The sequence below is a fragment of the Rhizobium sp. AAP116 genome (assembly GCF_001295785.1).
Lineage (GTDB): Bacteria > Pseudomonadota > Alphaproteobacteria > Rhizobiales > Rhizobiaceae > Allorhizobium.
The window spans coordinates 196969-223216 of record NZ_LJIB01000026.1 but is presented as its reverse complement, the minus strand read 5'-3'; the positions used below and the strand labels follow the sequence as shown (position 1 = coordinate 223216).

General features: G+C 61.5%; 22 protein-coding genes, 3 tRNA genes and 1 riboswitch. Of the genes, 2 read left to right on the top strand and 23 right to left on the bottom strand.

Going from position 1 to position 26248, the window contains the following annotated elements:
- Positions 1 to 61: 61 nt before the first annotated feature.
- The 13 genes from nuoI to IP85_RS15735 form a co-directional block, all read right to left on the bottom strand.
- Complete coding sequence (gene nuoI / locus IP85_RS15795) at positions 62 to 550, bottom strand: NADH-quinone oxidoreductase subunit NuoI (protein WP_054150625.1); 489 nt, start codon at positions 548 to 550, stop codon at positions 62 to 64.
- 39 nt (positions 551 to 589) lie between these two features.
- The gene (gene nuoH, locus IP85_RS15790) at positions 590 to 1633 is read right to left on the bottom strand and encodes an NADH-quinone oxidoreductase subunit NuoH (RefSeq protein ID WP_054150624.1); all 1044 of its coding nucleotides are present in this window, start codon (positions 1631 to 1633) and stop codon (positions 590 to 592) included.
- Between the two features lie 12 nt (positions 1634 to 1645).
- The gene (nuoG, locus tag IP85_RS15785; RefSeq protein WP_054150623.1) at positions 1646 to 3727 is read right to left on the bottom strand and encodes an NADH-quinone oxidoreductase subunit NuoG; all 2082 of its coding nucleotides are present in this window, start codon (positions 3725 to 3727) and stop codon (positions 1646 to 1648) included.
- A 142-nt stretch (positions 3728 to 3869) separates the two neighbouring features.
- Entirely contained in the window at positions 3870 to 4625 is a 756-nt protein-coding gene (locus IP85_RS15780) for a hypothetical protein (protein WP_054150622.1), read from the bottom strand.
- Positions 4626 to 4637: 12 nt separating this feature from the next.
- Entirely contained in the window at positions 4638 to 5942 is a 1305-nt protein-coding gene (gene nuoF, locus IP85_RS15775; RefSeq protein WP_054150621.1) for an NADH-quinone oxidoreductase subunit NuoF, read from the bottom strand.
- Between the two features lie 11 nt (positions 5943 to 5953).
- Positions 5954 to 7075: an NADH-quinone oxidoreductase subunit E gene (locus IP85_RS15770; protein WP_054150620.1), complete on the bottom strand. Its 1122-nt coding sequence runs from the start codon at positions 7073 to 7075 to the stop codon at positions 5954 to 5956.
- Positions 7076 to 7093: 18 nt separating this feature from the next.
- Positions 7094 to 7336, bottom strand: coding sequence for a hypothetical protein (locus IP85_RS15765; protein ID WP_054150619.1), 243 nt, complete (start codon positions 7334 to 7336; stop codon positions 7094 to 7096).
- Complete coding sequence (locus IP85_RS15760) at positions 7336 to 8526, bottom strand: NADH-quinone oxidoreductase subunit D (protein ID WP_054150618.1); 1191 nt, start codon at positions 8524 to 8526, stop codon at positions 7336 to 7338. Before IP85_RS15760 ends, IP85_RS15765 begins: the two co-directional genes overlap by 1 nt.
- 17 nt (positions 8527 to 8543) lie before the next feature.
- Positions 8544 to 9146, bottom strand: coding sequence for an NADH-quinone oxidoreductase subunit C (locus IP85_RS15755; protein ID WP_054150617.1), 603 nt, complete (start codon positions 9144 to 9146; stop codon positions 8544 to 8546).
- An 18-nt stretch (positions 9147 to 9164) separates the two neighbouring features.
- On the bottom strand, positions 9165 to 9746 hold the full coding sequence (locus IP85_RS15750) for an NADH-quinone oxidoreductase subunit B (protein WP_054150616.1): 582 nt from the start codon (positions 9744 to 9746) through the stop codon (positions 9165 to 9167).
- Positions 9737 to 10102: an NADH-quinone oxidoreductase subunit A gene (locus IP85_RS15745; protein ID WP_054150720.1), complete on the bottom strand. Its 366-nt coding sequence runs from the start codon at positions 10100 to 10102 to the stop codon at positions 9737 to 9739. Before IP85_RS15745 ends, IP85_RS15750 begins: the two co-directional genes overlap by 10 nt.
- Before the next feature lie 262 nt (positions 10103 to 10364).
- Positions 10365 to 10441 (bottom strand) — tRNA-Asp (locus IP85_RS15740).
- 64 nt (positions 10442 to 10505) lie between these two features.
- Positions 10506 to 10582, bottom strand: a tRNA-Asp gene (locus IP85_RS15735).
- A gap of 336 nt (positions 10583 to 10918) precedes the next feature.
- Here IP85_RS15735 and IP85_RS15730 point away from each other — a divergent pair.
- A tRNA-Val gene (locus IP85_RS15730) sits at positions 10919 to 10994 on the top strand.
- 166 nt (positions 10995 to 11160) lie between these two features.
- Here IP85_RS15730 and IP85_RS15725 read toward each other — a convergent pair.
- The 6 genes from IP85_RS15725 to IP85_RS22015 all read right to left on the bottom strand — a co-directional run bounded on the left by IP85_RS15725 (position 11161) and on the right by IP85_RS22015 (position 18170).
- Complete coding sequence (locus IP85_RS15725) at positions 11161 to 13068, bottom strand: hypothetical protein (protein WP_054150719.1); 1908 nt, start codon at positions 13066 to 13068, stop codon at positions 11161 to 11163.
- 213 nt (positions 13069 to 13281) lie between these two features.
- Complete coding sequence (locus IP85_RS15720) at positions 13282 to 14184, bottom strand: dihydrodipicolinate synthase family protein (RefSeq protein WP_054150615.1); 903 nt, start codon at positions 14182 to 14184, stop codon at positions 13282 to 13284.
- Positions 14185 to 14280: 96 nt separating this feature from the next.
- Positions 14281 to 15018: a GntR family transcriptional regulator gene (locus IP85_RS15715; RefSeq protein ID WP_082347751.1), complete on the bottom strand. Its 738-nt coding sequence runs from the start codon at positions 15016 to 15018 to the stop codon at positions 14281 to 14283.
- Positions 15019 to 15113: 95 nt separating this feature from the next.
- Positions 15114 to 16523: a UDP-glucose/GDP-mannose dehydrogenase family protein gene (locus IP85_RS15710; RefSeq protein WP_054150614.1), complete on the bottom strand. Its 1410-nt coding sequence runs from the start codon at positions 16521 to 16523 to the stop codon at positions 15114 to 15116.
- 130 nt (positions 16524 to 16653) lie between these two features.
- On the bottom strand, positions 16654 to 17973 hold the full coding sequence (locus IP85_RS15705) for an MFS transporter (protein ID WP_054150613.1): 1320 nt from the start codon (positions 17971 to 17973) through the stop codon (positions 16654 to 16656).
- A gap of 32 nt (positions 17974 to 18005) precedes the next feature.
- Complete coding sequence (locus IP85_RS22015; protein WP_082347749.1) at positions 18006 to 18170, bottom strand: DUF2256 domain-containing protein; 165 nt, start codon at positions 18168 to 18170, stop codon at positions 18006 to 18008.
- 141 nt (positions 18171 to 18311) lie between these two features.
- On the opposite strand from IP85_RS22015, the gene IP85_RS15700 reads away from it, so the two are divergent.
- Positions 18312 to 19298, top strand: a complete 987-nt coding sequence (locus IP85_RS15700) for an aldo/keto reductase (protein ID WP_054150612.1) — start codon at positions 18312 to 18314, stop codon at positions 19296 to 19298.
- An 80-nt stretch (positions 19299 to 19378) separates the two neighbouring features.
- Here IP85_RS15700 and IP85_RS15695 read toward each other — a convergent pair whose 3' ends face one another.
- The 4 genes from IP85_RS15695 to lon form a co-directional block, all read right to left on the bottom strand.
- The gene (locus tag IP85_RS15695) at positions 19379 to 21577 is read right to left on the bottom strand and encodes an esterase-like activity of phytase family protein (protein ID WP_054150611.1); all 2199 of its coding nucleotides are present in this window, start codon (positions 21575 to 21577) and stop codon (positions 19379 to 19381) included.
- Between the two features lie 98 nt (positions 21578 to 21675).
- On the bottom strand, positions 21676 to 22578 hold the full coding sequence (locus IP85_RS15690) for a DMT family transporter (RefSeq protein ID WP_054150610.1): 903 nt from the start codon (positions 22576 to 22578) through the stop codon (positions 21676 to 21678).
- Between the two features lie 135 nt (positions 22579 to 22713).
- Positions 22714 to 22867: riboswitch (FMN riboswitch) on the bottom strand.
- A gap of 140 nt (positions 22868 to 23007) precedes the next feature.
- The gene (hupB, locus tag IP85_RS15685) at positions 23008 to 23283 is read right to left on the bottom strand and encodes a DNA-binding protein HupB (RefSeq protein WP_006727558.1); all 276 of its coding nucleotides are present in this window, start codon (positions 23281 to 23283) and stop codon (positions 23008 to 23010) included.
- Between the two features lie 206 nt (positions 23284 to 23489).
- The gene (lon, locus tag IP85_RS15680; protein ID WP_054150609.1) at positions 23490 to 25907 is read right to left on the bottom strand and encodes an endopeptidase La; all 2418 of its coding nucleotides are present in this window, start codon (positions 25905 to 25907) and stop codon (positions 23490 to 23492) included.
- Positions 25908 to 26248 lie beyond the last annotated feature (341 nt).

Here is a 26248-nt window from a genome sequence, read left to right as displayed (position 1 = left end):
AAATTCATCATGTGCCCCGGCGAAGCCCCGCGCTCCGCCCAAGGCGATCGATCCCAAGGGATCAGCGGTAGGGCGAGTCGATCGCGATGTTGCGCGCGATTTCCCGTTCCCAGCGGTCGCCGTTGTCGAGCAGGCGCGCCTTGTCGAAGTAAAGTTCTTCGCGGGTCTCGGTGGCGAACTCGAAGTTCGGTCCCTCGACGATCGCGTCGACCGGGCAGGCTTCCTGGCAGAAACCGCAATAGATGCACTTCACCATGTCGATGTCGTAACGCACCGTGCGGCGGGTGCCGTCGTTGCGGCGCGGCCCGGCCTCGATGGTGATGGCCTGGGCAGGACAGATCGCCTCGCAAAGCTTGCAGGCGATGCAGCGTTCTTCGCCGTTCGGATAGCGGCGCAGCGCATGCTCGCCGCGGAAGCGCGCCGATACCGGGCCCTTTTCGAACGGGTAGTTGATCGTTGCCTTCTGCTTGAAGAAGTAGCGCATCGACAGAAAGAAAGCGCCGACGAACTCCTTCAGGAAGACCGAATTGATAGCCTGTGCAATTGCCATCTTATTCTCCAATGCAGCTGAGGTTGCGGCCGGGCGTCATCACGCCCAACCCATCAGCTTGAGCACGAATGCCGTGATGATGACCATGGCGAGCGAGATCGGAAGGAAGACCTTCCAGCCAAGACGCATCAGCTGGTCATAGCGGTAGCGCGGAACGAATGCCTTCACCATGGCGAACATGAAGAAGACCATTGACGCCTTCAGCACGAACCAGACGATGCCGGGGACCCAGTTCAGGAACCAGACGTCGACCGGCGGCAGCCAGCCCCCGAGGAAGAGGATGGTGGTCAGCGAGCACATCAGGACGATGGCGGCATATTCGCCGAGCATGAACATCATGTACGGGGTCGAGCCGTATTCGACCATGAAGCCGGCGACGAGTTCGGATTCGGCTTCCGGAAGGTCGAAGGGCGGACGGTTGGTTTCTGCCAATGCCGAGATGAAGAAGATCACGAACATCGGGAAGAGTGCCAGCCAGTGCCAGTCGAGGAAGGACGCCGGAAGACCCATCATCGTGCCGAGACCGGTGTTCTGGGCAAGCACGATGTCGGTGAGGTTCAGCGAACCGACGCAGAGCAGAACGGTGACGATGACGAAGCCCATCGAGACTTCATAGGAGACCATCTGCGCTGCCGAGCGAAGCGCGCCGAGGAACGGGTACTTCGAGTTCGACGCCCAGCCACCCATGATGATGCCGTAGACTTCGAGCGAGGAGACCGCGAAGACGAAGAGGATGCCGACATTGATGTTGGCGATCACCCATCCGGCGTTGACCGGAATGACGGCCCAGGTTGCGAGCGCGAGCGTCACGGCAACGAGCGGGGCGAGCAGGAAGACGCCCTTGTTGGCGCCGGCCGGAATTACCGGCTCCTTGAAGACGAACTTCAGAAGGTCGGCGAAGGACTGGAAGAGACCCCAGGGGCCGACGACGTTCGGGCCGCGACGCAGCTGAACGGCAGCCCAGATCTTGCGGTCTGCGAGCAGAATGTAGGCGATGAATACGAGCAGGCAGACGAGCAGCAGAAGCGACTGCCCGATCATGATGGCCGCCGGCCACACATAGGTGGAAACAAAATTATCCATGGTCCCCTGCCCTTACTCTGCCGCGGCCTTGAAATTGTTGCGGGCCAATGCCGAGCACTCTGCCATGACGGCCGAAGCGCGTGCTATCGGGTTCGTCAAATAGAAGTCTTTGACCGGCGACGCAAACAGAGACTTGCCCATCTTCCCGGGTTTTTTCGCCAGTGCAGCAATATCGGCCGAAGAGCCTGGTGCGATCTCGTCGATCTCGGCGAAATGCGGGTAGGCTTCGTAAAGCTTCACGCGCAGCTGCGACAGCGAATCAAAGGGCAGCTTCTTGCCGAGTACGTCGGAGAGTGCACGCAGGATCGCCCAGTCTTCGCGGGCCTCGCCCGGCGCGAAGCCGGCGCGGTTGCCCATCTGGACGCGGCCTTCGGTATTGACCCAGGTCCCCGACTTCTCGGTGTAGGTCGCGCCCGGCAGGATGACGTCGGCATAGTGTGCGCCGTTGTCGCCATGGCTGCCGATATAGACCACGCACTTGGCGGACTTCGCGGAGAAGTCCAGCTCATCGGCACCGAGCAGGAAGACGACGTCGAGCGAGGACAGCATCTGACCGGCGGCAACAGCCCCTTCGCCCGGCACGAAGCCGAGGTCGAGCGCGCCGACGCGCGAGGCTGCGGTGTGCAGGACGCAGAAGCCGTTCCATTCGTCGGAGAGCGCGCCGACATCGGCAGCGAGCTTTGCGGCGTTTGCCAGAACGGCGTTGCCGTCGGCGCCCGAAAGCGCACCCTGGCCGATGATAACAAGCGGGTTCTTTGCGGCCTTCAGAGCTTCAGCGAAGTTGTTCTTGCCAGAAACGAGGTCAGACAGCGTCTCGGTGCCAGCACCGAGATACTCATACGGGTAACGCAGCTCACCGCCTTCGCCGATCACGCCGATCGGCAGACCGCCGCGGCGCCAGCGCTTGCGAATACGGGCGTTCAAGACAGCTGCTTCGTAGCGCGGGTTGGCGCCGACGATCAGGATTGCGTCTGCGGCTTCAATGCCTTCGATGCCGGCGTTGAAGAGGTAGGTCGAGCGGCCGAGCGACGGATCAATTGCCGTCCCATCCTGGCGACAGTCGGTATTCGAGGACCCGAGTGCGTTGACGAGCGACTTCAGCGCGAAGATTTCCTCGACGGAAGCGAGGTCTCCGGCGACAGCGCCGATCTTGTCCGCGGAGGTCGAGGCAACGGCCGACTTGATCGCCGCAAAGGCTTCGGCCCAGCTTGCGGGCTGCAGGCGGCCATCCTTCTTGACATAGGGACGGTCGAGACGCTGGGTCTTCAGGCCATCCCAGATGAAGCGGGTCTTGTCGGAGATCCACTCTTCGTTGATCTGCTCGTTGACGCGCGGCATGATGCGCATGACTTCGCGACCACGCGTATCGACGCGGATCGCCGAGCCGAGCGCGTCCATGACGTCGACCGATTCGGTCTTGTTCAGTTCCCAGGGACGAGCCGTGAAGGCGAAGGGCTTGGAGGTCAGAGCGCCGACCGGGCAGAGGTCAACGACATTGCCCTGAAGCTCCGACGTCATCGCCTGCTCGAGATAGGTGGTGATCTCGGCGTCCTCGCCACGGCCGATCAGGCCGAGTTCGGCAATGCCCGCGACTTCGGTGGTGAAGCGGACGCAGCGCGTGCAGTGAATGCAGCGGTTCATCACGGTCTTGACCAGCGGTCCGATATACTTGTCTTCGACAGCGCGCTTGTTCTCGGTGTAGCGCGAGCTATCGATACCGAAGGCCATGGCCTGGTCCTGCAGGTCGCATTCGCCACCCTGGTCGCAGATCGGGCAATCCAGAGGATGGTTGATCAGCAGGAATTCCATCACGCCTTCGCGGGCCTTCTTGACCATCGGCGTGTTGGTGAAGACTTCCGGCAGTTCGCCGTTCGGGCCGCCACGGATGTCGCGCACGCCCATGGCGCAGGAGGCTGCCGGCTTCGGCGGGCCACCCTTCACCTCGACGAGGCACATGCGGCAGTTGCCGGCAACCGACAGCCGTTCATGGAAACAAAAGCGCGGAACCTCGGCGCCAGCTTCCTCGCACGCCTGCAACAGCGTGAAATGATCCGGAACCTCGATCTCTTTTCCGTCGATCTTCAGCTTAGTCATATTCGCCTTCCTGCCTCACGCTTCCGCGCATCCTGCCGGGGCATTCCTGCCGCGACTGACAGTCTTCGTCCGCACCGGATGAAAACTGCCGGTTTTATCCCTCAAGTCCGGCGCATCGCCCCCGCGCGGCCGAACCTTAATCTTAACTGCCTGACCGAGCCTTGCCACCCGCCAACCGGCGCGCCTGGCCTGCCCAGTCGTCTCGCAGCACGCGGCCGCCGAGACCCAATTCCTTGTCCAGCGCATCAAGCGCCTTCTCATTCATCTCAGCGAGGTCCTTGAAGCGGGTAATCCCCCTGCCCCTCAGGACCTGCTCGACCTTGGGCCCGATGCCATCGATCTTCTTCAGATCGTCGGCCTTGCCGCTGGCCTTCCTCGGCTTCGCCGCCGGCGCGGCGGGCTCGACCTTTGCATCCGCCAGAGCCTTCGCTTGTCCCGCGGCCTTTGCCTTTGTTCCAACGGCCGGCTTTGCAGCCGCCTTGGCCTTCGGTGCAGGCTTCGGCTTTTCAGCCTTGGCTTTCACCGGGGCTGCGGCCTTGGCCTTCGCCTTCGCCAGAACCGGCTTTTCCGCCGTCACCTTGGCCGGGGTCGGCTCAGGCTCAACCTTTTCGACCGGGGCCTCGACCTTCGTCTCAGCCCCAGCTGCCGGCTTCGCCTCCGCCGCCTTGCGCTCTTCTTCCAGTTGCCGCGCGATCTGGCCGGTTACTTCCATGGCGCCCTGAATGGAGCCAAGGAAGAGCTTGCCCATCTGCGCCGCCATGCCGAAGCCGAAGGCGGTTGCGGCGGCCATGGCGGCCGCCGGATTGGTCATCAGGTCCTCAAGGCCTTCGGAGGCGCGAGCGTCAGATGCCGGTTCGTCCGGCCCCTTTTTCCCGTCCTTGTCCGAAGAGCCTGTCATCCCCTTTGTCCCTTACTCTGCCGCTTCCATGACCACGCCATGGGCGATCGCGTTGCGGGTGTACTGGTCGATGCGCTTTTCCATCTCCGGACGGAAATGCTTGATCAGGCCCTGGATCGGCCAGGCGGCGGCATCACCCAGCGCACAGATGGTGTGGCCTTCCACCTGCTTCGTCACCTGGAAGAGCATGTCGATTTCACGCTTCTGGGCATTGCCCTTCACCATGCGTTCCATGACGCGCATCATCCAGCCTGTGCCTTCGCGGCATGGCGTGCACTGGCCGCAGCTCTCGTGCTTGTAGAATGCCGAGAGGCGCCAGATGGCCTTCACGATGTCGGTCGACTTGTCCATGACGATGACAGCGGCGGTGCCGAGGCCGGAGCCCAGCTCACGCAAACCGTCATAGTCCATGATCGCGTCCTTCATCTGGGTGCCCGGTACGCAAGGCACCGAGGAGCCGCCCGGGATGACGGCGAGCAGGTTGTCCCAGCCGCCGCGGATGCCGCCACAGTGCTTTTCGATCAGCTCCTGGAAGGTGATCGACATGGCTTCTTCGACCGTGCACGGCTTGTTGACGTGCCCGGAGATCGAGAACAGCTTGGTGCCGGCATTGTTCGGACGGCCGAAGCTCGAATACCAGGACGCGCCGCGACGCAGGATGGTCGGGGCAACGGCGATCGATTCGACGTTGTTGACCGTTGTCGGGCAGCCGTAGAGGCCCATGTTCGCCGGGAATGGCGGCTTGAGGCGCGGCTGGCCCTTCTTGCCCTCGAGGCTTTCCAGAAGTGCGGTTTCTTCGCCGCAGATATAGGCGCCGGCGCCATGATGCACGACGATGTCGATGTCGTAGCCGAGCTTGTTGTTCTTGCCGAGCAGACCGTAGTCATAGCACTCATCGATTGCGGCCTGCAGGGCTTCGCGCTCGCGCATGAACTCGCCGCGGACATAGATGAAGGCATGATGCGCGCCCATGGCGAAGGAAGCGATGACGCAGCCTTCGATCAGGGTGTGCGGATCATGGCGCATGATCTCACGGTCCTTGCAGGTGCCAGGTTCCGACTCATCCGCATTCACGACGAGGTAATGCGGGCGGCCGTCCGATTCCTTCGGCATGAAGGACCACTTGAGACCGGTGGGGAAGCCTGCGCCGCCGCGACCGCGAAGACCCGAGGCCTTCATCTCGTTGATGATCCAGTCACGGCCCTTTTCAAGGATTTGCTTGGTGCCGTCCCAATGGCCGCGGGACATCGCGCCCTTCAGGGACTTGTCCTTGAGGCCGTAGATATTGGTAAAGATGCGATCCTGATCTCTCAACATACCCTAACCTCTCAGCGCGGCTTCTTGCCGAAGACCTTGATGTATTCCGCTTCGCCGCCCTTGGCGAGCGCCTTGGCCTGCTTGACCCAGTCGTCCCGCTCGATACGGCCGGAGAACTTGAGATAGGTGTCGACCCACTCGCGCTCTGCCTTCTTCCACTTGGCGACCTGATCGAACGTGTAGACGCCGAGGCCGTTCAGTGTCGCTTCGATCTTCGGGCCGACGCCCGAGATCATCTTCAGGTCGTCAGGCGTTTCCGGGCGCTCGATGCCGGCCGGACGGTTCTTCTCGTCCATGACCGCGGCGGGAGCCGGAGCGACTTCCTTCTCGACCGGGCGGGCCGTATCGGCAGAATCGCCCTTCTGCTTGACGTTCTCGGCAGCAGCCTTTTTGGCAGTTGCCGGGGTCTTGAGCTTCTCGTCCGTCACCGGCGCATCCGTAACCGGTTTCGCGGCGTTGGCGGGCGGTACGGACACTTCCTCGGTCTGTGCCGGGGCCGTATCGTTGAAGCGGATCGGCTGGATGTCACCGGTCAGGGTGGTCGGACCACCGACAGGCGCCGAGAAAATGCGATCAACCTGCGGGCCAGGCTTGACGTCGGAACCCTTGCCGGCGGCGAACCGATCGATGATGTGCTCGAGCTGGGTCACGGTCAGGTCTTCATAGGCATCCTTGAAGATCATCACCATCGGCGCATTGACGCAGGCGCCCTGACACTCGACTTCTTCCCAGGACAAGGTACCGTCTTCATTGCGTTCGAAGGGCTCCGGGTGGATCTTCGACTTGCAGACGTGAATGAGGTCTTCCGCCCCGCGCAGCATGCAGGGTGTCGTGCCGCAGACCTGGATATGGGCGCGCGTACCGACAGGCTTCAGCTGGAACTGGGTGTAGAATGTCGCGACTTCGAGGACCCGAATGAAGGGCATGTCGAGCATTTGGCCGACATACTCGATCGCAGCCTTGGTGACCCAGCCTTCCTGTTCCTGTGCGCGCATCAAAAGCGGAATGACCGCCGATTGCTGGCGCCCCGCCGGATACTTGCGAATGGTGGCTTCAGCCCAGGTCGCATTCTCCGCGGAGAAGGAGAATGCTGCGGGCTGGAATTGCTCTTCGGCTAGTCGACGAACGGACATACTTCCTCACGCCTTGTCTCAGTTTATGGAACCACACCGCGTATTCGTCACATTGGCGAATTCGCAGGCATAGGCCGAATTGTCTTTCTGAAGGAATACGAAGAGCTTCGAGCCGGTCCAGCTGGAACTCTTGATCTCGTATCCATCCCGGATCAGCTTGGCCATCGACACTGTTTCCCTCGACGATACAGCACTGTTCTCCTGAGCCACCGCCTGGGTGGCGCCGAGACAGATCAGCAATGCCGCGAGGGTCTTAAGCATCAGCGGTCAACTTCCCCGAACACGATGTCGAGCGAGCCGAGGATCGCCGAGACGTCGGCCAGCTGGTGGCCGCGGCACAGGAAATCCATGGCCTGCAGATGCGCATAACCCGGGGCGCGGATCTTGCAGCGATACGGCTTGTTGGTGCCGTCGGAGACGAGGAACACGCCGAACTCGCCCTTGGGGGCTTCGACAGCGGCATAAACCTCACCGGCCGGCACGTGATAGCCTTCGGTGTAAAGCTTGAAGTGGTGGATCAGGCCTTCCATCGAGCGCTTCATCTCGCCACGCTTCGGCGGAACGACTTTGCCGTCGAGCGAGGAGACCGGGCCGGTCTTGGCATCGCCCAACAGGCGATTGACGCACTGCTTCATGATCTTCACCGACTCGCGCATTTCGAACATGCGGATCAGGTAACGGTCATAGCAGTCGCCGTTCTTGCCGACCATGATGTCGAAGTCGAGATCGGAGTAGCACTCGTAGGGCTGCGACTTGCGCAGGTCCCAGGCAGCGCCCGAACCGCGGACCATGACGCCCGAGAAGCCCCAGGCCCAGCAATCATCGAGGCTGACTACGCCGATGTCGACGTTGCGCTGCTTGAAGATGCGGTTGCCGGTCAGAAGGTCGTCGATGTCATCGAGCTTTTCCGGGAACTGGTCGCACCACTTGCCGATATCCTCGACGAGCTGATGCGGCAGATCCTGATGCACGCCACCGGGACGGACGTAAGCGGCATGCATGCGGGCGCCGGAGGCGCGCTCATAGAACACCATCAGCTTTTCGCGCTCTTCAAAGCCCCAGAGCGGCGGCGTCAGCGCACCAACGTCCATGGCCTGCGTGGTGACGTTGAGGAGGTGCGAGAGAATACGACCGATTTCCGAATAGAGAACGCGGATCAGCTGACCACGGATCGGAATCTGGATGTCGAGCAGCTTTTCGACGGCCAGCGAATAGGCATGTTCCTGGTTCATCGGCGCGACATAGTCGAGGCGATCGAAATAGGGCAGCGCCTGCAGATAGGTCTTGGTCTCAATCAGCTTCTCGGTGCCACGATGCAGCAGGCCGATATGCGGGTCGACGCGCTCGACGATTTCACCGTCCAGCTCAAGCACGAGGCGAAGAACGCCGTGCGCCGCCGGGTGCTGCGGGCCGAAGTTGATATTGAAGTTGCGGACGTTGTGTTCGTTCATGGTCTCTGCCCTTCCGCTCACTTGGCCGCTTTTTCATCGCCGGGCAGCACGTAATCCGTGCCTTCCCAGGGCGAGAGGAAGTCGAAATTGCGGAATTCCTGCTTGAGCTCGACGGGCTCGTAGACGACGCGCTTGGCGCTGTCGTCGTAGCGAACCTCGACGAAACCGGTCGTGGGGAAGTCCTTGCGCAGCGGATGCCCCTCGAAACCATAGTCTGTCAGGATACGGCGCAGGTCCGGGTGATCGGTGAACAGGATGCCGTACATGTCCCAGGCTTCGCGTTCGAACCAGTCGGCGCCGGCAAAGACCGGACAGGCCGACGGGACCGGCTTGAACTCGCCGGTTGCGACCTTGATGCGGATGCGCAGGTTCTGACGCGGCGAAAGCAAGTGGTAAACCACGTCGAAGCGGTCTTCGCGCTTCGGGTAGTCGACGCCGCAGATGTCGATCAGGTTGACGAAGCCGCACTGGACGTCGTCACGCAGGAAGGTCAGGAGCGCAATCAGGTTTTCCGACTTCGCCGTCAGCGTCAGTTCGCCGAAGCTGATGTCGCTCGACGAAATCAGCGCACCGCGGACCTCTGCGAGGTAGGAAGCGAGCTCGTTCAGGGCTTCACTCATGTTTTCAGTCCCTTCGCCTTACCGCTCGATCGTGCCCGTGCGCCGGATCTTCTTCTGCAGGAGCATCACACCGTAAAGCAGAGCTTCTGCCGTGGGGGGACAGCCCGGCACATAGATATCAACCGGCACGACGCGATCGCAGCCGCGCACGACGGAATAGGAGTAATGGTAGTAGCCGCCGCCATTGGCGCAGGAGCCCATCGAGATCACGTAACGCGGTTCCGGCATCTGGTCATAGACCTTGCGGAGTGCGGGCGCCATCTTGTTGGTCAGCGTGCCGGCGACGATCATGACGTCAGACTGGCGCGGTGAAGCACGCGGTGCAAAGCCGAAGCGCTCGGCGTCGTAACGCGGCATCGACAGCTGCATCATTTCGACGGCGCAGCAGGCGAGACCGAAGGTCATCCACATCAGCGAGCCGGTACGGGCCCAGTTGATCAGCTCGTCGGTCGAGGTAACCAGGAAGCCCTTGTCGGCGAGCTCGTTGTTGATCTCGCCGAAGAAGCGGTCATCGGCGCCGATCGGCTTGCCGGTGTTGGGATCGATGATGCCCTTTGCCTGTGGCGCGATCATCGTCGTATCGGACTGGATCACTCCCATTCGAGCGCCCCCTTCTTCCATTCATAAATAAAGCCGACGGTGAGAACACCGAGGAAAACCATCATCGACCAGAAGCCGAACCAGCCGATCTCGCTGAAGGATACCGCCCAGGGGAACAGGAAGGCGACTTCGAGGTCGAAGATGATGAAGAGGATCGCCACCAGATAGAAGCGGATGTCGAACTTCATGCGGGCATCATCGAACGCGTTGAAGCCGCACTCATAGGCCGACAGCTTCTCCGAATCGGGCGCCTTGTAGGCAACGGCAAACGGCGCCACCAGGAGCGCAATACCGATGATCAAGGATATGCCGATAAAGATGGCGATCGGAAGGTAAGAACTGAGCAGATCAGTCATCATATCACCCTGCTTGTCTCGCATGCCTGATGGCATTTAGGGCGGAGGCGACAAGCCGTAAAGAGAGTTGCAACGCGCCGTGGTTAGCGCAGGCAGCCACCCAGCGCAAGTCCAACCAAAGCCTTTTCACCCGATACCGGATTGCACCTTACCAGCGGGTAAAATGCATGTCTCGCGCAATCGAGCGTGCAGTGCAAAAAGACGCAACACACCGAGCCTGCAAGCAGGCTCGTCACATCGCAAAATCATCTGAGAAAAGAAGTGGCGCGAGTGACGGGGCTCGAACCCGCGACCTCCGGCGTGACAGGCCGGCACTCTAACCGACTGAGCTACACCCGCGCATTTCATGAGGATTTCCCCATGTCTTCGCTGCCTTAAGCAGCATGCCCTGAAGTCTTTGGAATGGCGCGAGTGACGGGGCTCGAACCCGCGACCTCCGGCGTGACAGGCCGGCACTCTAACCAACTGAGCTACACCCGCGCATTTCCAAATCGGGGTTCAAGGCGATCCCCGTCGAGCGGCTTGCCGTTCGATGAGCGGCTCTCTACGGCGTTCATCTGGAGGTGTCAAGCAGCATCTGAGACAAAACCGTGACGGCCCGATTTTTTCCCCCGCCCCTCCCCCGGGGCCATCGGACGCTCACTGCTCGCGACAACGCGCCGCAGGCGCAAAACAAGGATTCTGCTCGGTTTTCCACAAGAGCCGATCGGCCGCATGACAAAAAAACAAAAAATCTGCACAAACACTCTTGCGGATTTTCCGCGATCCGCATAGATCACGGCCACCGACGCGGCGGACATGATCCGCAAGGCGCACGGGCGATTAGCTCAGTTGGTAGAGCGCTTCGTTTACACCGAAGATGTCGGGAGTTCGAGTCTCTCATCGCCCACCATTCTTTCCCAAGCTTTTAGTTTATGCGCCGGTGGCGTTGGCTTTTGCCCACACCATTCAGCTGGTGCGCGTCGATCCCAAAAAACGCAAAGCGGACGACACCCTCCGGTCCCGTCCGTTCACTGCTGTCCTTATAGGGCGAACGATTCGTCGTCCCTTTTCTGCGCTCAGTCCTGCGCCAAGACGATCACCATGTCCTTCTCTGTATAAGCAAGCAGCTCCGAGCGGTTCGGGTTCACGACGACACCGCCGAGATTTCGCTCATCCGCATCCCCTGCCCGCTGGCGGCGGTGGCCGATGGCGATTTCGCCGCGACGCAGGGCCGAGAGTGCCACGGTGAAAAAATTCACCGGCTGCGAGATATCCACATAGTCGCTCATGGGGCGCATGTAGATCTCGGAGCCTTCGACATCCAGCAACTCATCGAAGATCGCCGCCATGAACTCGTTCTCGGAGGCCTGGGCCAGCATCAAGCTGACCAGCTTGTTGCTGACGACGAAATCATCGGCGCGGGTGACTTCGGCAAGTTCGCGGTTGCGGACATCCGTCATCTCGCTCACGACATTGATGTGGATTCCCGCGTTTTCGGCAATCTTGCGCAGATGGAGAAGCGTGATCAGCGTACGCGTGTCGGCCGACTGCATCGACATATGGTCGCTGTAACCCAGAACGAGAACGTGGTCATAGGAGGGAATATCGAGCGCCTCCAGCGCCGACCGGCTGCTCGTGTCGATGACGGAATGGGACACGGCCATGTTGTGGTTCGGCAGCGAAAGTGCGGCGATATCGGCTTCGAATTCCGGCGTATTGGCGGCAACCGTCAGGACCGAGCCGGGGGCGACGTAGCGCCCCAGTTCGGTGGCGATGATCGGACCACGACGGTTCCAGCCGAGGATCAAGGTGCGCTCGGCCTTCACAGGCTGCGGTGCGGGCTGAAGGATGGCGTTCTGGCCAATCTGCGGAGCACCGGTCCAGGTCTGGATGGAGGCGTCGTCCTCGGCGATGATGACCAGACGCTCGCCGGGCGCGATGACGCGATTCGGCGACGGGTTGAGTTGGATCTGCCCTTCCGTATCGCAGATGCCGATCAGCGTGCTCGTTTCGTAGGACATGACGGCCGCACCGAAGGGTTTGCCCTCCAATGCCGGCTGGGGAAGCGTGTAGATCTCGCAGCCGTCGAAATCGAGGAGCTCGGTATAGACGGCCGACAGGCCCGACTGACGGCTGGTATGGACCACGATCCGGGAAATCAGGTCATCGGCCAGAACCAGCTGCAGCTCCTTGCCGCCAACGATTCGGGCGACCTCGGTGTTCTGTGCATCGCGGATCTCGGCCGCGATCATGTAGGGCTCGGGACGGCGCTGCGGGTCGTTGACCAGAGCGAGAACCGACTTGATGACCTGCGAATCCGGGTCCTCACCTTCGGGCGAGAGGACGATGATCGAGCGGGAGGTGTGCGGGTTCACGATCGCCAGATCGAAGAGATCGGTCGGGTCGCCGCTACGGCAAATGATCTTGGTGTTCTTGAGATCGCCCACCTTGTCGGCGATCTCCTCTTCCATCTCGACCTTGTCCTTGGTCGCCATGATGACGATGCGCGGACGGTGTCGGCTCTGATTGGCGATCACGAGTTCGGAAATCACGTCAAAGATCGAGGCCGACCAGTTGAGGATGATGGTGTGGTCGCTTTCGAGCACCCGGGAGCGGCCCTTGCGCAATTCGTCGAGCTTGTTTTCCAGGCCCGAGCTGATGACACCGATCAAGGCGGAGAAGACGAAGATGCCGGCGAGCGTTACTGCCAGCGCCACGAGGCGGAAGCCCCAGCCCTGGTCGCCGCCCATGGTGCCCGCGTCGAAGGTACGCATCAGGGATTCCCAGGTGCCTTCGATGAAGCTGACCGGTTCACCCCCCTCCGGGGCGATGCCGGTCACGGCGAGGAAGGCGCCCGCAAGCGAGATCACCACCAGGGAAATGAGCGCCAGCCAGCCAATCAAGGCGATTGCACCGCCGGCCATGCTCTTGTCGAACTCGTAGCGCAACCGCGCGCGCCAGCCTGCACTTGTCTTATTCGTCATGTTTTGAACCATCTGTGACTGCGGAAAGCCTCGAATTCGCAGGAGGTTCGTTAAGGATCAATGAGAATGGTGGCTTTACGCGCCGATGGCCCCTGAAAAAGTCACGCCAGCGTGAGCGAAACGTCAATTGACGTGATCTGAGACCTCATTCGATGAAAAAGGCCCGCAACCTTTCGGCGGCGGGCCCTTTCATGCAAGAGGCGTCTTTGACCGTTACTTCCCGCCGATCGGGCGGGTCGCAGCAGCCTTTTCGACCATGGCAGTGACTTCCGCACGGCGAGCGCCCTGAAGCGGCATGCGGGGCATGCGGACACGCTCGGAGCCGCGGCCCATGATCTGCTCGGCGAGCTTGATTGACTGCACGAGGTCGTGTTCGGCGTCGAGATGCAAGAGCGGCATGAACCAGCGATAGATGCGGCGGGCTTCCATCCAGTCGCCACGGTCGGCGGCGGCAACCAGGGCCACCGATTCGGCCGGGAAGGCACTGGTGAGGCCGGAGACCCAGCCCTTGGCGCCGAGCATCATGCCTTCGAGCGCCACGTCGTCGAGGCCGGCGAAGATGTCGTAGCGGTCACCGAAGGCGTTGATCAGGTCGGTGAAGCGGCGCGGATCGGGCGCGCTTTCCTTGACGGCCTTGATGTTCTTCACGCCGTCGAGCGCTTCCAGGACTTCCGCGCCGATGTTGACGCGGTAGGCGGGCGGGTTGTTGTAGAGCATGATCGGCAGGCCGGTCGCTTCGGCGACGGTCTTGAAATGGGCAACCAGTTCATGCGGCTTCGGCACATAGACCATGGCCGGCAGGAGCATCAGGCCATCGGCGCCGATCTTTTCCGCATCGCGGGCATAGGCCGAGGCGCGGCGGGTGTCGAATTCCGACACGCCGGTGACGATCGGCACGCGGCCGTTCACCACCTCGACGGCGGCCTTCAGGATGGTGCGCTTTTCTTCCGGATCGAGCGAGTTGTTTTCGCCGCAGGTGCCCATGACGATCAGGCCGTTTACGCCGTCGTTGACGAGGGCGTCGAGCACGCGCTGGGTGGCGTCGATATCGACCGAGAAATCTTCATGGAATTGAGTCGTTGCGGCGGGGAAAACGCCGTGCCAGCCGGTGGTCATGGGATGCTCCTGTTGAAGTGGTGAAATCACAGTATACAGTTTGTCGACAAAATCAAGACGCATGTTTCAGCGACCGCTGAAACGGGGTCGCAGGGGTCAGATGTCGGGAAGTTCGGCTGCAGCAGTGATGTTGCGGGCGACGTAATCCTGGATCTGGCGGACGATCTGGTCAGCATGGGCGACCGACAGCCGATCGGCCTCCTCGACATCGCCTGAACGGATCGCCTCGATGATCTTCTCGTGTTCCTCGACATAGCGGCGCGGCAGACGGTCATCGAAGGTCTGATAATAAAGCCGGAGAATGCGCCGCCCCTCGTCCAGGAGCCGGGCAAAGAAGGTGGTGTAATAGGGATTGCCGGCGCGCTCGGCGATCGCGACGTGGAATTCCCTGTTAGCCTCGATCATCGCGAAGGCGTCCTGGGCCTCGACGGCGCGTGAAAAGGCCTGCTGCTGCCTTATGATCTCGGCCATCCAGGCATCACCCTGGCGCTTTGCGGCCCCGCGCGTCGTCACGCGATACATCAGGCAGAGCGCCTCGAAATAGGTGGGCAGGCTGGAGAAATCGATGACTGCGACGATCGTGTTGCGGTTTGGCAGGCTGGTGACCAGCCCGTCCGAGGTCAGGCGCAGCAGCGCCTCGCGAATCGGGGTGCGCGACATGCCGAAATGTTCGGAGAGGCGCGTCTCATCCAGCGGACTGCCGGGCGGGCGCTCCATGGTCAGAATTTCGTGGCGCAGCGCCTTGTAGACCGACTCGGAACCGGAGCCGCGGGTGCGTGCCCCCTCACCCTTGCCATTGTCGGCATCCGTGCCGCCCGTCTCGTTCATGCCCATCCATCGACCTGTTTGCTGCCTCGGTTTGAAGCCAGCACAGCGACGAACGGCGCTTAAAGTCAAGCGCCGAGGAGGACGGCGCGTCAGTCAGGCGATCAGGCGAGCTGGCCTGTCGGCGCCTCGTCGCCCCAAAGCAGCGGGTTCCAGGCCAGTTCGGGCGGAACGGCATGAAACAGCGTGCGCGCCGGATAGGCCGAGCGGGGACGCTTGCCGAGCGGCACGAGCTGGAAGCCATGGCCGATCATCTCGTCTTCGTCGAAGACATTGCGCAGATCGACCACGACAGGCGATTTCATCAGATCTTTCAGACGCGGCAGATCCAGCGACTTGAACTGATCCCATTCGGTCACAAGAACGACGGCGTCCGCACCCTCTGCGACCTCGTAGGCGTTCCGCCGATATTTGACAGCACCGAGAACCGCCCTCGCCGCCTCCATGCCTGCGGGGTCGTAGACATGCACATCCGCGCCGCCATCGAGCAGGGTTCTGATGATGGCGATCGACGGCGCCTCGCGCATGTCGTCGGTATTGGGCTTGAAGGTCAGGCCGAGGACACCGATTCGCTTGCCGCGCACGCTGCCGTCACAGGCGCTGATCACCCGGCGGCCCATGGCGCGCTTGCGGTTCTCGTTGATCGCGACCGTTGTCTCGATCAGCTTCAAGGGCCGGTCGTAATCCTGGGCCGTCTTCACCAGCGCCAGCGTATCCTTCGGGAAGCAGGACCCGCCGAAGCCGGGACCCGCCTGGAGAAACTTGTCACCGATGCGGCGATCCATGCCCATGCCCTTGGCGACCTTCTGCACGTCGGCGCCGAGTTCTTCGCAGAGATCGGCCATTTCGTTGATGAAGGTGATCTTCATCGCGAGAAAGGCGTTGGAGGCGTATTTGATCAGTTCGGCTGTGCGGCGCTCGCAGAAATAGAGCGGCATCTCCTTGAGATCGAGCGCCTCATAGATGTCGCGCATGACCTCGGTGGACCGTTCGTCATCCGAGCCGACCACGATCCTATCCGGACGGCGGAAATCGGAAATGGCCGCACCTTCCCGCAGGAATTCGGGATTGGAGACGACCGCGATGTCCTTTTGCGGGAATTCTTCCCGGAAGATGCGTTCGATCTCGTCGCCCGTGCCGACGGGCACGGTGGACTTGGTGACCACGACGGTGAAACCGGTGGCAGCGGCAGCAATCTCGCGGGCGGCGGCGTAGACATGGCTGAGATCGGCGTGACCATCGACGAGGCGCGACGGCGTGCCGACGGCGATGAAGACCGCATCCGCGGCCGCTACCGGTCCGACGAGATCGCCAGAGAAGCTCAGGCGACCGGCGGCACAATTGTCGGCAATGATGATCTCCAGACCGGGCTCGTAGATAGGCACTTTTCCGGCCTGCAGCGCCTCGATCTTGTCCCGGCTCTTGTCGACGCAGACCACGTCATGACCCAGCGCCGCCAGGCAGGCTCCGGAGACAAGCCCCACATATCCCGAACCGATCATTACAATGCGCATCCGTCACCCTTCCCGAAGAGAATCGAGCTTGAACCTCACGCCGTCACATGTGACCGAAAGACACGACGACTGGATGACAGCCGCTCGCCAGGTCGCAGCGACGGGTGATCGGATAGCGAATCGTCTTGTTTCAGGCGCCGAGGCTTGCGCGCAATTTTTGATGCGCCGCCTCGTCGAGGGAGAAATTCCACATCAGGGCGATGGCCGCGAGCTTGGGCAGGATCGGCAGGAAGGCGTAGAGGGCCGTCAGTGCGGTGAGTGCCCCGGGCGTTTGGGTGGCCGTCTGGCTGCCGATGAAGCCGGCGAGATCGAGCAGCGGGAAGACGACGCCTGCAGAGAGTGCCACCGCAAGCTTGGTGGTGAAGCTCCAGGCGGCGAAGTACAGGCCGGAGCGCTGCTCGCCTGATGAAACCGTGTCGTTGTCGATCACGTCGGCCTGGATCGCGGGTGGCAGCGTCAGATCGAAGCCGAGCAAAAGACCGGTCACGACGCAGACCACGGTGAAGGCGAGCACATCGCCCTCGCCCAGGAAACCCGCCACTGAGAAGACGGCACAGGCGAGCATCATGGCGTAGCACCAGGCGCGATGCTTGCCGAGGCGCTTGGCGGTGGCAACCGCCAGCGGCACGCCGGCGATGGCGCAGAGGAAATAGGTGAAGAGCAGCGGCCCCTGCATGGCCGGCGCATCGAGACGCTGGCCGACGAAATAGATGAAGAGCGATGCGGGGATCGCATTGGCAAAGCTGTTCAAGAGGAAGGCGCTGACCAGTCGCAGGAATGGACCATTGGCGCGCAGATGCCGGAAGCCCTCCCGCAACGAGAGCTTGCGTTGCGAGAGATCGACCGGTTCCGGCACCACGGCCACCGCCAGCAGTCCCGCCAAGGGTAGCGCGACGGCAATGAAGACGGCGACCCAGGCGAGGCCATGAAAGCCGGCTGCCGTGTCCAAGCCGCCGACGAATGGCAGGGTGATTGCGATCAGCGAGCCGATCAGGGTGGCGCCCTCGCGCCAGGCCGACAGCTTCACCCGCGCCTGATAACCGGTCGCGAGCTCCGCCCCCCAGGCAGTGTAGGGCAAAAGCGACCAGGTGGCGCCGATGGAGAGCGCCACGCCCCAGAAGGCGAGATAACCGACGCCCGCGTCCTCAGGTGGCCAGAAGAGCATGAAGGCGGCGAGCGCTGTCAGCGGCGTGGAGATGACGAAGAAGAAACGGCGGCGGCCATAGCGAGAGCGGACACGGTCGGACAGCCAGCCAAACAGGGGATCGGTGACGGCGTCGACCAGCCGGATGGCAAGCAGCAGCGTGCCGATGGTCGCGAGCGACAGGGCGAAGTGATCGGCGTAGAAGGTCGGCACCACGATGTAGAAGGGCAGCGCAATGGCGGCCATCGGGATTGCGGGAAGCGCGTAGAAAGCAAGGCGCTTCGACGACGGGGCCTGGTCTGTCATGGGGATCCGATCACTGAACTCTCTGGAAAGGTCTACGGCTTGTCGGCGTTAACGGTTTTGCCCGTGCGGCGGCAGCGCTCCGAACAGTAGACGACATTGTCCCAGTCCCGCTCCCACTTTTTGCGCCAGGCAAAGGGCTTGCGGCAGACGGGACAAGTTTTCTGGGGCAGATCGCCCTTGCGGATCATCTTGGGCATTCGGGGCTCGCGTTTGAATTTCACCTCCCATTTCGCATGGGCGGCGGTAGCGGATCACTTCAAGAGATTAGAGCGGTTGAAGCTTGCCCCCCCCTGCCCCACTTGCTAGCTCGAAACCGCAATCACGGGAGAGACATCACGATGAGAGAACATAAATTCGGCCGGACGGAATTCACCGTCAGCGATATCGGCTTCGGCGCCTGGCAGATCGGCGGATCCTGGGGCGAGGTATCCGAGGCCGACGGCCGTGCTGCGCTGAATGCGGCGCTCGATGCCGGCATGACCTTCATCGACACGGCAGACGTCTATGGCGACGGTCGCTCGGAAAAGATCATTGCCGAGGTCCTGAAGGCACGCGGCGGCACTCGGCCGATGGTGGCGTCCAAGGCCGGTCGCCGCTTGAACCCGCATGTGGCCGATGGTTACACCAAGGCCAATATCGAGGCCTTCATCGACCGTTCCTTGAAGAACCTCGAAATCGACAGCCTTGATCTCGTGCAGCTGCACTGCCCGCCGACCGACGTCTACTACCGTCAGGAGATGTTCGAGGGGCTCGAAGAGATCCGCAAGGCTGGCAAGATCAAGCATTACGGCGTGTCGGTCGAAAAGGTCGAGGAAGCGCTGAAAGCGATCGAATATCCGGGCGTCGTCTCGGTGCAGATCATCTTCAACATGTTCCGCCAGCGTCCCGCCGCCTTATTCTTCCAGGAAGCCAAGCGCCGCAACGTTGCCGTCATCGCGCGTGTCCCGCTGGCAAGCGGTCTGTTGTCCGGCAAGATCACGGCGGCCACGCAGTTTGCCGCAGAAGACCACCGCAACTTCAACCGCAATGGCGAAGCCTTCGACGTGGGCGAGACCTTTGCCGGCGTTCCCTTCGAGACGGGTCTCGCAGCCGTCGAGGAAGTCCACAAGCTGGTGCCGCAAGGTGCCTCCATGGCGCAGTTCGCGCTGCGCTGGATCCTGATGCACGAGGCCGTCACGGTCGTCATCCCCGGCGCCCGCAACGGCGAGCAGGCGAAGGCGAATGCCGCTGCCTCCGATCTCGCGGCGCTGTCGGTCGACGTGATGGCAGCATCGCGCGAGGTCTATGAGCGGCTGATCGCACCGCATGTGCATCAACGCTGGTAGGACTGAGCGGTATCGACATAAAAAGAGGCCGGGTGGGCGATCATCCGGCCTCTTCTGTTTCAGCTGGCCCGATCTTTCGATCAGTTGGTGCCCTGAAGGTTCACTTCCCAGAACAGGGTCTCGCCAGACGAGTCATCCACGCCGTCATTGTCGGTCACGGCAAAGGCCTTGCCCGATGCGTCGAAGGCGAAGCCTTCGAGCTTGTCGACGACATAGCCATTGGTGGCGGCCTTCAGGTCCGGGATGAAGTCATGGACTTCTTCCTTCGCAACCGTCGGGAGCTCTTCACCGATCTTGGCGGGCTTCAGATCGGCAATGGCGACGCGGTAGAGCTTCTTGAGCTTGGCGTTATCGCCGATCTGGTTGTCGCGCTCGACGATATAGACGTAGTCGCCATGGGCGGTGATTTCCGACAGACCGACCCAGCCTTCGCCAGCCGCTTCCAGCGGATAACGAACGGCACCCCATTCCTTGGACTTCGGGTTGTAGGAGAGGAGCTTCACCGAGCCCTTCTCGTCATCGCCCCATCCGCGCTGAACGGCCATCCAGAGCGTCATGTCGTCGCCGGTGCCGACAGAGGTGATGCCTTCGAGACCGAAGCGGGTCTGGCCGGCCAGGAGTTCGACCGGCAAGCCGATCTCGGCCTTGATCTCGCCCTTGGCGTCGACATTGTAGAGGCCGTGGCCGACGAGCTTGGCGGCATCGCCTTCGGAAGCCAGCCAGAAGCCGCCCTTACCGTCGAGCGTGATGCCTTCCAGGTCGAGCTTCTGGGCCGCAGCGCCGCCCCGGGTGATCGGCAGGGCCGTGGTGATGACGGCCGGCTTCTGCGTCGCATCGATCGTGAAGATCGTCGGCTGCATGGCGTAGAAGCTGTCGTTGACGGCATAGAGCGTGCCGGCCTTCTCGGCATCGCCGACGAGGCCAGAGAGAGCGCCCCAACCGATCGGTGCGCCATCGACCATGGCCGACTGGATCATCGGATAGGCGCGCGTACCTTCAGCCAGTTCATAGAGCATGACGTGAGAGCGCGCGCCACCGTCTTCACCGAGATCAACTTCGTTGGCGGTTACCAGGAGGTTGCGCGATGGAATGGCGACGGCGCCTTCCGGCGAGACACCCGAGGGCAGAAGCTGGGTGAGTTCAGGCTCGGCGCCCGTGTCCTTGTAGACGGCGGCAATCGAGGAACGCTCGGCGAGAACGAAGAAATAGTTCTGGTCGCCGAAGGTTGCGGCTTCCAGGCCTTCCGGCTCGACGCCCTTGGAACGGGCGCGCTTGTCCGGGAAGTGGCCGATCTGGGCGATCGCCATTTCGAGCGAGGCGCCCGATTCGTAAGCGACCTTGCCGGTCTTGTCGAAAATGGTGAAACCGCGTGAACCGCCGTTCCAGTCGCCTTCATTGGCGATGACAAGACGATTGTCATCGAGCCACTTCACGGCGTCGGGCTCGCGCGGAACGCCGTCCTTGGTGCCGGTGAACTTCAGCGCGCCATCCGACTTGGTGTCGATGCCCGTCAGATCGACCGTACCGGCGGAGAAGTGGCTCTTCACTTCGCCGGTCTTCCCGTCGACGATGGCAATGTGGTTGTTTTCCTGCAGCGTGACGGCGATTTCGCCGAGGCTGTTGACCGAAACGAATTCCGGCTCCGGATCTTCTGGGGCGACTTCGGCGAGACCGGTCAACGCGACGCGCTTCATGGTGCCGCAATCGGCGATGCCATCCTTCAGCGAGATGATGACGAGGTCACCGGCCGGCATCTGCGGCAGGGCGCCGTCGTTGACGTCTTCGTCACGCTCGTTCTCGATGGCGATCGCGACGAAAGAGCCGTCCTTGGCAACAGCAAGCGAATCCGGCTGACCGCCGATGTCGCAGGTACCCTCGACAGTCTTGCCGGCGATGTCGACGATGGCGAGCTTGCCAGACGGGTTGGTGAAGCTTTCGGACGTGTTGACGCCGACGAGAACCTTGCCACCGGCGACGGAAACAGAAGTCGGTTCGCCGTCCATCATCAGCACACCGGCGGCCTTCGGTGCCTTGGCGTCCGTGATGTCGATGAAGCCGATGCCGCCGAGCGGGCTGTCGGAATAGATCAGGGTATTGCCGTCTTCCGAGGCCGTGATGATCTCGGCCGAGGTGGTGGAAAGCTTGTCCTTGTCAGCCGGCAGATTGGTGGCGACCGGGAAAGCGGCAATACGGTTGAAAACCTCTTCGGCTGCGGCCGGCAGGGCCACGGATGCAAAAAGCGCCGCCGTCAGGGCGACGCGGGAGAGACCATGGGTCATCGGGAAACCTCCAGTATCCAGAAATGGAACAAGAGGGTTCTGAGGCAGTCCGATGACAGTCGAATGACAAGGCGGGAATGAACCCACTTTTCATCGGTTCAGGGTTGAGGCGAAACTTCCTTGCCAGCCTCGCGCAGCATCAGGAAGAGCGATGCGCCGAGGATGAGAAGAGCGCCCAGCCAGAGATAGCCGCTCGGCGCATAGCCGAAGACGAGCCAGCCGGCAAAAACATTGAGCGGCAGTTTCAGGTCGTCGAAGGGCTGAACATAGGCGGCATCCGCCGCATTGTAGGCGAGCGTCAGCAGATACTGGCCGATGGCTGTCAGAAGACCTGCTGCGAGAAGCAGCCAGAGCGCCAAACCTTCAGGAATGGCAAAGCCGGATGCTGCAGCAAGGCCGAAGTTGATCGGCGTCAGCAGCACGAGAAGCCAAACGGTCACCGTCTCCGGAGACTCGTAATGGGTGAGGTTCTTCATAATCAGCGAGGAACCGCCCCAGAGAAGCGCAGAGAGAACCGGCAGCAGGGCGGCGAGCGTGAAGCTGTCCGACCAGGGCTGCAGGATGATCATCGCGCCAACGAAGCCTGTAAGCGTCGCCAGCCAGCGATCGCGACCGACGGTCTCGCCGAGAAAGAGCCGCGCACCAATGATGATGAAGAAGGGCGAGGTCATGACGAGCGCGATCGCCTGCCAGATCGGCACGGTGGCAAGGCCCGTCACCCAGGCCTGGACGCCGAAAGCCGCGAGCAGCACCCGCAGAATGTGACGGACGGGATAGGCGGTCTTCATCGCCTTCAGACCAAGGCGGAAGAGCAGCGGAAGGGAGAGGACAAGAGCGAAGCCATATTGCCAGAAGGCCGTTGAAGCCGGCGGAAAGCCGAGTGTCATCGAGAGCCACTGGGTGACGACATTGAGAATGGCAAAGGCAACGCCTGCCAAAACCATAAAACCGGCACCAACAACGGCCCGGGAACGCAGAACAGAAACCGAGCTCTGATTCATGTCATTTTTCCTTATCCAAAGGACCAACACAAATCAGGACAGATGAGGACGACGAAAAACCGCGCCCGGACGGGCACGGACCTGCGCAGCAACGCCCAACTGATCCGCGTGACGCGGATGCAGGGCACAGCCTGACCTCATTCTCTTTCATCCGGACTTTAACCGTCGGCTCCGGAGTTACACCGGATCTGCTGACCCTGCCCTTCCCTTAGAGAAGACCAGGCGCTCGCGGGCTTGGAGTTTCCTCCTTACCGCCGGTGGGGAGTTTCACCCCGCCCTGAGAACGAATGCCGGACAATCCGGCGCAACAGAAATATGACAGCCCATGCTGCAGCGCAAGAGCGCAAAAAGAAAGCCCGGCACAGAGGCCGGGCTAACCAGGGTGTCAGCTGACCATCGGCACCGAAGGGTGGCGACGGTCACGACGGATCAGCTGTTGACAGCGTCCTTCAGGCCCTTGCCGGCCGTGAACTTCGGCACGTTGCGAGCCGGGATATCGACTTCAGCGCCAGTGGACGGATTGCGGCCCTTGGAGGCTTCGCGACGGGCGACGGTGAAGGCGCCGAAGCCAGCGAGACGAATGTCGCCGCCGTTCTTCAGTTCAGCCTGGACCGTTTCAAAAACGGCATCAACGGCAGAGGCAGCGTCAGCCTTGGTGAGGCCAGCCTTCTCGGCGACCGCGGATACGAGTTCGTTCTTGTTCATGTTTCCACCCTTTCTGATTGGTATGAAACGACTCAAATGATTAAGTCGGGCGGAGAATACGAAAGCTTCTGCCCTTCGCAACTCAAAAGCACCCGAAAGCCCCGGAAAACAAGCCTTTTAAGCGGCTTTTCACAAAAAAGGCTGGCAAAAATGCCAGCCTTTTTGTCGGTTTTGGAGCTTTGTGGCTCACTTATGGCAGATTTGCCTCAGTGAGCGACTGTTGCACCGGTTTCGTCAGTCCCGTCGACCACCGCAATGGCCGGCGTTTCAACGGTTCCGTCCCATTCAATCGGTTCAGGCACGCGAACCAGCGCATGACGGATCACTTCGCCCATGCGGGACACGGGGATGATCTCCATGTTGTTCTTCACGTTGTCCGGAATGTCAGCCAGGTCCTTGGCATTCTCTTCCGGGATCAGAACCTTCTTGATGCCGCCACGAAGCGCTGCGAGCAGCTTTTCCTTCAGGCCGCCGATCGGCAAGACGCGACCGCGAAGCGTCACTTCGCCAGTCATCGCGACATCCTTGGAAACCGGGATGCCGGTCATGATCGAGACGATGGCGGTTGCCATGGCGATACCGGCGGACGGACCGTCCTTCGGCGTTGCGCCTTCCGGAACGTGAACGTGGATGTCCGACTTGTCGAAGCGCGGAGGCTCGATGCCGAAATCGACGGCGCGCGCACGGACATAGGATGCCGCAGCGGAAATCGATTCCTTCATCACTTCCTTCAGGTTGCCCGTGACCGTCATGCGGCCCTTGCCGGGCATCATCACGCCTTCGATGGTCAGCAGCTCGCCGCCCACTTCCGTCCAGGCCAGACCCGTGACAACGCCCACCTGGTCTTCGCCCTCGGCTTCGCCGTGGCGGAAGCGTGGGACGCCCAGATATTCGTTGATGTTCTCACCGGTCACGGCAACCGAGGTCACCTTACCCTTGATGATTTCGGTGACGGCCTTACGGGCAAGCTTCATCAGTTCGCGTTCGAAGGAGCGAACGCCAGCTTCGCGGGTGTACTGCTGGATGATCGCCAGGATCGCCGAGTCGGCAACGGAGAATTCTTCCGGCCGCAGGGCATGTTCCTTGATCGCCTTCGGCAGCAGGTGCCGCTTCGCGATCTCAAGCTTCTCATCCTCGGTGTAACCGGCAATACGAATGATCTCCATACGGTCCATCAGCGGACCCGGGATATTCAGCGTGTTGGCGGTCGTCACGAACATGACGTTCGACAGGTCATATTCCACTTCGAGATAGTGGTCCATGAAGGTCGAGTTCTGTTCCGGATCCAGCACCTCAAGCAGGGCCGAAGACGGGTCGCCACGGAAGTCCATGCCCATCTTGTCGATCTCGTCGAGCAGGAAGAGCGGGTTGGACTTCTTGGCCTTCTTCATCGACTGCACGATCTTGCCGGGCATGGAGCCGATATAGGTGCGGCGGTGACCGCGGATTTCGGCTTCGTCACGCACACCACCGAGCGCCATGCGCACATATTCGCGGCCGGTCGCCTTGGCGATCGACTTGGCGAGCGAGGTCTTGCCGACGCCCGGAGGGCCGACGAGGCACAGGATCGGACCTTTAAGCTTCGTCGCGCGCGCCTGGACGGCGAGATATTCGACGATGCGTTCCTTGACCTTGTCGAGGCCGAAATGGTCCTCGTCGAGGGTCTTTTCAGCCGCGTTGAGGTCGATCTTGACCTTGGACTTCTTGCCCCAGGGCAGACCCAGCAGCCAGTCGAGATAGTTGCGCACGACTGTGGCTTCCGCCGACATCGGGCTCATGTGGCGAAGCTTCTTCAGCTCGGCATCTGCCTTTTCCTTGGCTTCCTTGGAAAGCTTGGTCTTGGCGATGCGCTCTTCCAGTTCGGCCATCTCGTCACGGCCGTCTTCGCCGTCGCCGAGTTCCTTCTGGATCGCCTTCATCTGTTCGTTGAGGTAGTATTCGCGCTGCGTCTTCTCCATCTGGCGCTTGACGCGCGAGCGGATACGCTTCTCGACCTGGAGAACCGAGATCTCGCCTTCCATGAAGCCGAGCGCCTTTTCCAGGCGCGTCTTCACGCTCACCGTTTCCAGCATTTCCTGCTTTTCGGTGATCTTGATGGAGAGATGCGAAGCAACCGTATCGGCGAGCTTCGAGTAGTCCTCGATCTGGCTTGCGGCGCCGACGACCTCGGGAGAGATCTTCTTGTTCAGCTTGACGTAGTTTTCAAACTCGGAAACCACGGAGCGGGACAGGGCCTCGATCTCGACCGCATCTTCTGCCGGCTCGGCGAGGATGCTGGCCTTGGCTTCGTAGTAATCTTCGCGGCCGGTATAGCTTTCGACCTTGGCGCGTGCACGGCCTTCGATCAGCACCTTCACGGTGCCGTCGGGCAGCTTCAGGAGCTGCAGGACGTTGGCGACGGTGCCAACCTCGTAGATGGCATCCGGCGCCGGATCATCGTCGCTTGCGTTGATCTGGGTGGCCAGCATGATCTGCTTGTCGGAGCCCATCACCTCTTCCAGAGCGCGAATGGACTTTTCACGACCGACGAACAGCGGAACGATCATGTGAGGAAACACCACGATGTCGCGCAGAGGCAGCACCGGATAGGTGTTCACCTCGTTTGCAGCTGACGTATTCGTCATTTCACTTCCTTTCAAACGTCCCGGGGAAACCGGGACTCCATGCCGACCCAAAAGAGGCATCAGGCATATTTTTCGATCCTCCAACAAGTGGAGTGGCGCTCCCGCCAATTCAAGCCTGCCGCCTGTGCCCGCGCCGAATCTGTGACATCAGCATGACAGAACCTGCCCGCTTTCACACTACATTGCGGACCTGATGCGAACCATGCGCGTCACTTCGTCGCCTGAAAGGCAGCCGGTCGTCGCATGGATGATCGGGAACGCGGATACGCGGTAACGGCGACGCAGAACTCAAGCGTTCACTCGCCCCTGTTCTAGCCCAATCGACGGGCCTGACAACAGCG

Excerpts from the sequence above, each read along its gene's own strand:
- IP85_RS15705 (WP_054150613.1), bottom strand. The coding sequence starts at position 17,973 with ATGACAGACCAGGCCCCGTCGTCGAAGCGCCTTGCTTTCTACGCGCTT.
- IP85_RS15745 (WP_054150720.1), bottom strand. The coding sequence starts at position 10,102 with ATGACTGATCTGCTCAGTTCTTACCTTCCGATCGCCATCTTTATCGGC.
- IP85_RS15695 (WP_054150611.1), bottom strand. The coding sequence starts at position 21,577 with ATGACCCATGGTCTCTCCCGCGTCGCCCTGACGGCGGCGCTTTTTGCA.
- IP85_RS15755 (WP_054150617.1), bottom strand. The coding sequence starts at position 9,146 with ATGAGTGAAGCCCTGAACGAGCTCGCTTCCTACCTCGCAGAGGTCCGC.
- nuoH (WP_054150624.1), bottom strand. The coding sequence starts at position 1,633 with ATGGATAATTTTGTTTCCACCTATGTGTGGCCGGCGGCCATCATGATC.
- nuoG (WP_054150623.1), bottom strand. The coding sequence starts at position 3,727 with ATGACTAAGCTGAAGATCGACGGAAAAGAGATCGAGGTTCCGGATCAT.
- nuoI (WP_054150625.1), bottom strand. The coding sequence starts at position 550 with ATGGCAATTGCACAGGCTATCAATTCGGTCTTCCTGAAGGAGTTCGTC.
- IP85_RS15710 (WP_054150614.1), bottom strand. The coding sequence starts at position 16,523 with ATGCGCATTGTAATGATCGGTTCGGGATATGTGGGGCTTGTCTCCGGA.
- nuoF (WP_054150621.1), bottom strand. The coding sequence starts at position 5,942 with ATGTTGAGAGATCAGGATCGCATCTTTACCAATATCTACGGCCTCAAG.
- IP85_RS15690 (WP_054150610.1), bottom strand. The coding sequence starts at position 22,578 with ATGAATCAGAGCTCGGTTTCTGTTCTGCGTTCCCGGGCCGTTGTTGGT.
- IP85_RS15760 (WP_054150618.1), bottom strand. The coding sequence starts at position 8,526 with ATGAACGAACACAACGTCCGCAACTTCAATATCAACTTCGGCCCGCAG.
- IP85_RS15765 (WP_054150619.1), bottom strand. The coding sequence starts at position 7,336 with ATGCTTAAGACCCTCGCGGCATTGCTGATCTGTCTCGGCGCCACCCAG.
- lon (WP_054150609.1), bottom strand. The coding sequence starts at position 25,907 with ATGACGAATACGTCAGCTGCAAACGAGGTGAACACCTATCCGGTGCTG.
- IP85_RS15750 (WP_054150616.1), bottom strand. The coding sequence starts at position 9,746 with ATGGGAGTGATCCAGTCCGATACGACGATGATCGCGCCACAGGCAAAG.
- IP85_RS15725 (WP_054150719.1), bottom strand. The coding sequence starts at position 13,068 with ATGACGAATAAGACAAGTGCAGGCTGGCGCGCGCGGTTGCGCTACGAG.
- IP85_RS15720 (WP_054150615.1), bottom strand. The coding sequence starts at position 14,184 with ATGACCACCGGCTGGCACGGCGTTTTCCCCGCCGCAACGACTCAATTC.
- hupB (WP_006727558.1), bottom strand. The coding sequence starts at position 23,283 with ATGAACAAGAACGAACTCGTATCCGCGGTCGCCGAGAAGGCTGGCCTC.
- IP85_RS15700 (WP_054150612.1), top strand. The coding sequence starts at position 18,312 with ATGAGAGAACATAAATTCGGCCGGACGGAATTCACCGTCAGCGATATC.
- IP85_RS15715 (WP_082347751.1), bottom strand. The coding sequence starts at position 15,018 with ATGGGCATGAACGAGACGGGCGGCACGGATGCCGACAATGGCAAGGGT.
- IP85_RS15770 (WP_054150620.1), bottom strand. The coding sequence starts at position 7,075 with ATGTCCGTTCGTCGACTAGCCGAAGAGCAATTCCAGCCCGCAGCATTC.
- IP85_RS15780 (WP_054150622.1), bottom strand. The coding sequence starts at position 4,625 with ATGACAGGCTCTTCGGACAAGGACGGGAAAAAGGGGCCGGACGAACCG.
- IP85_RS22015 (WP_082347749.1), bottom strand. The coding sequence starts at position 18,170 with ATGCCCAAGATGATCCGCAAGGGCGATCTGCCCCAGAAAACTTGTCCC.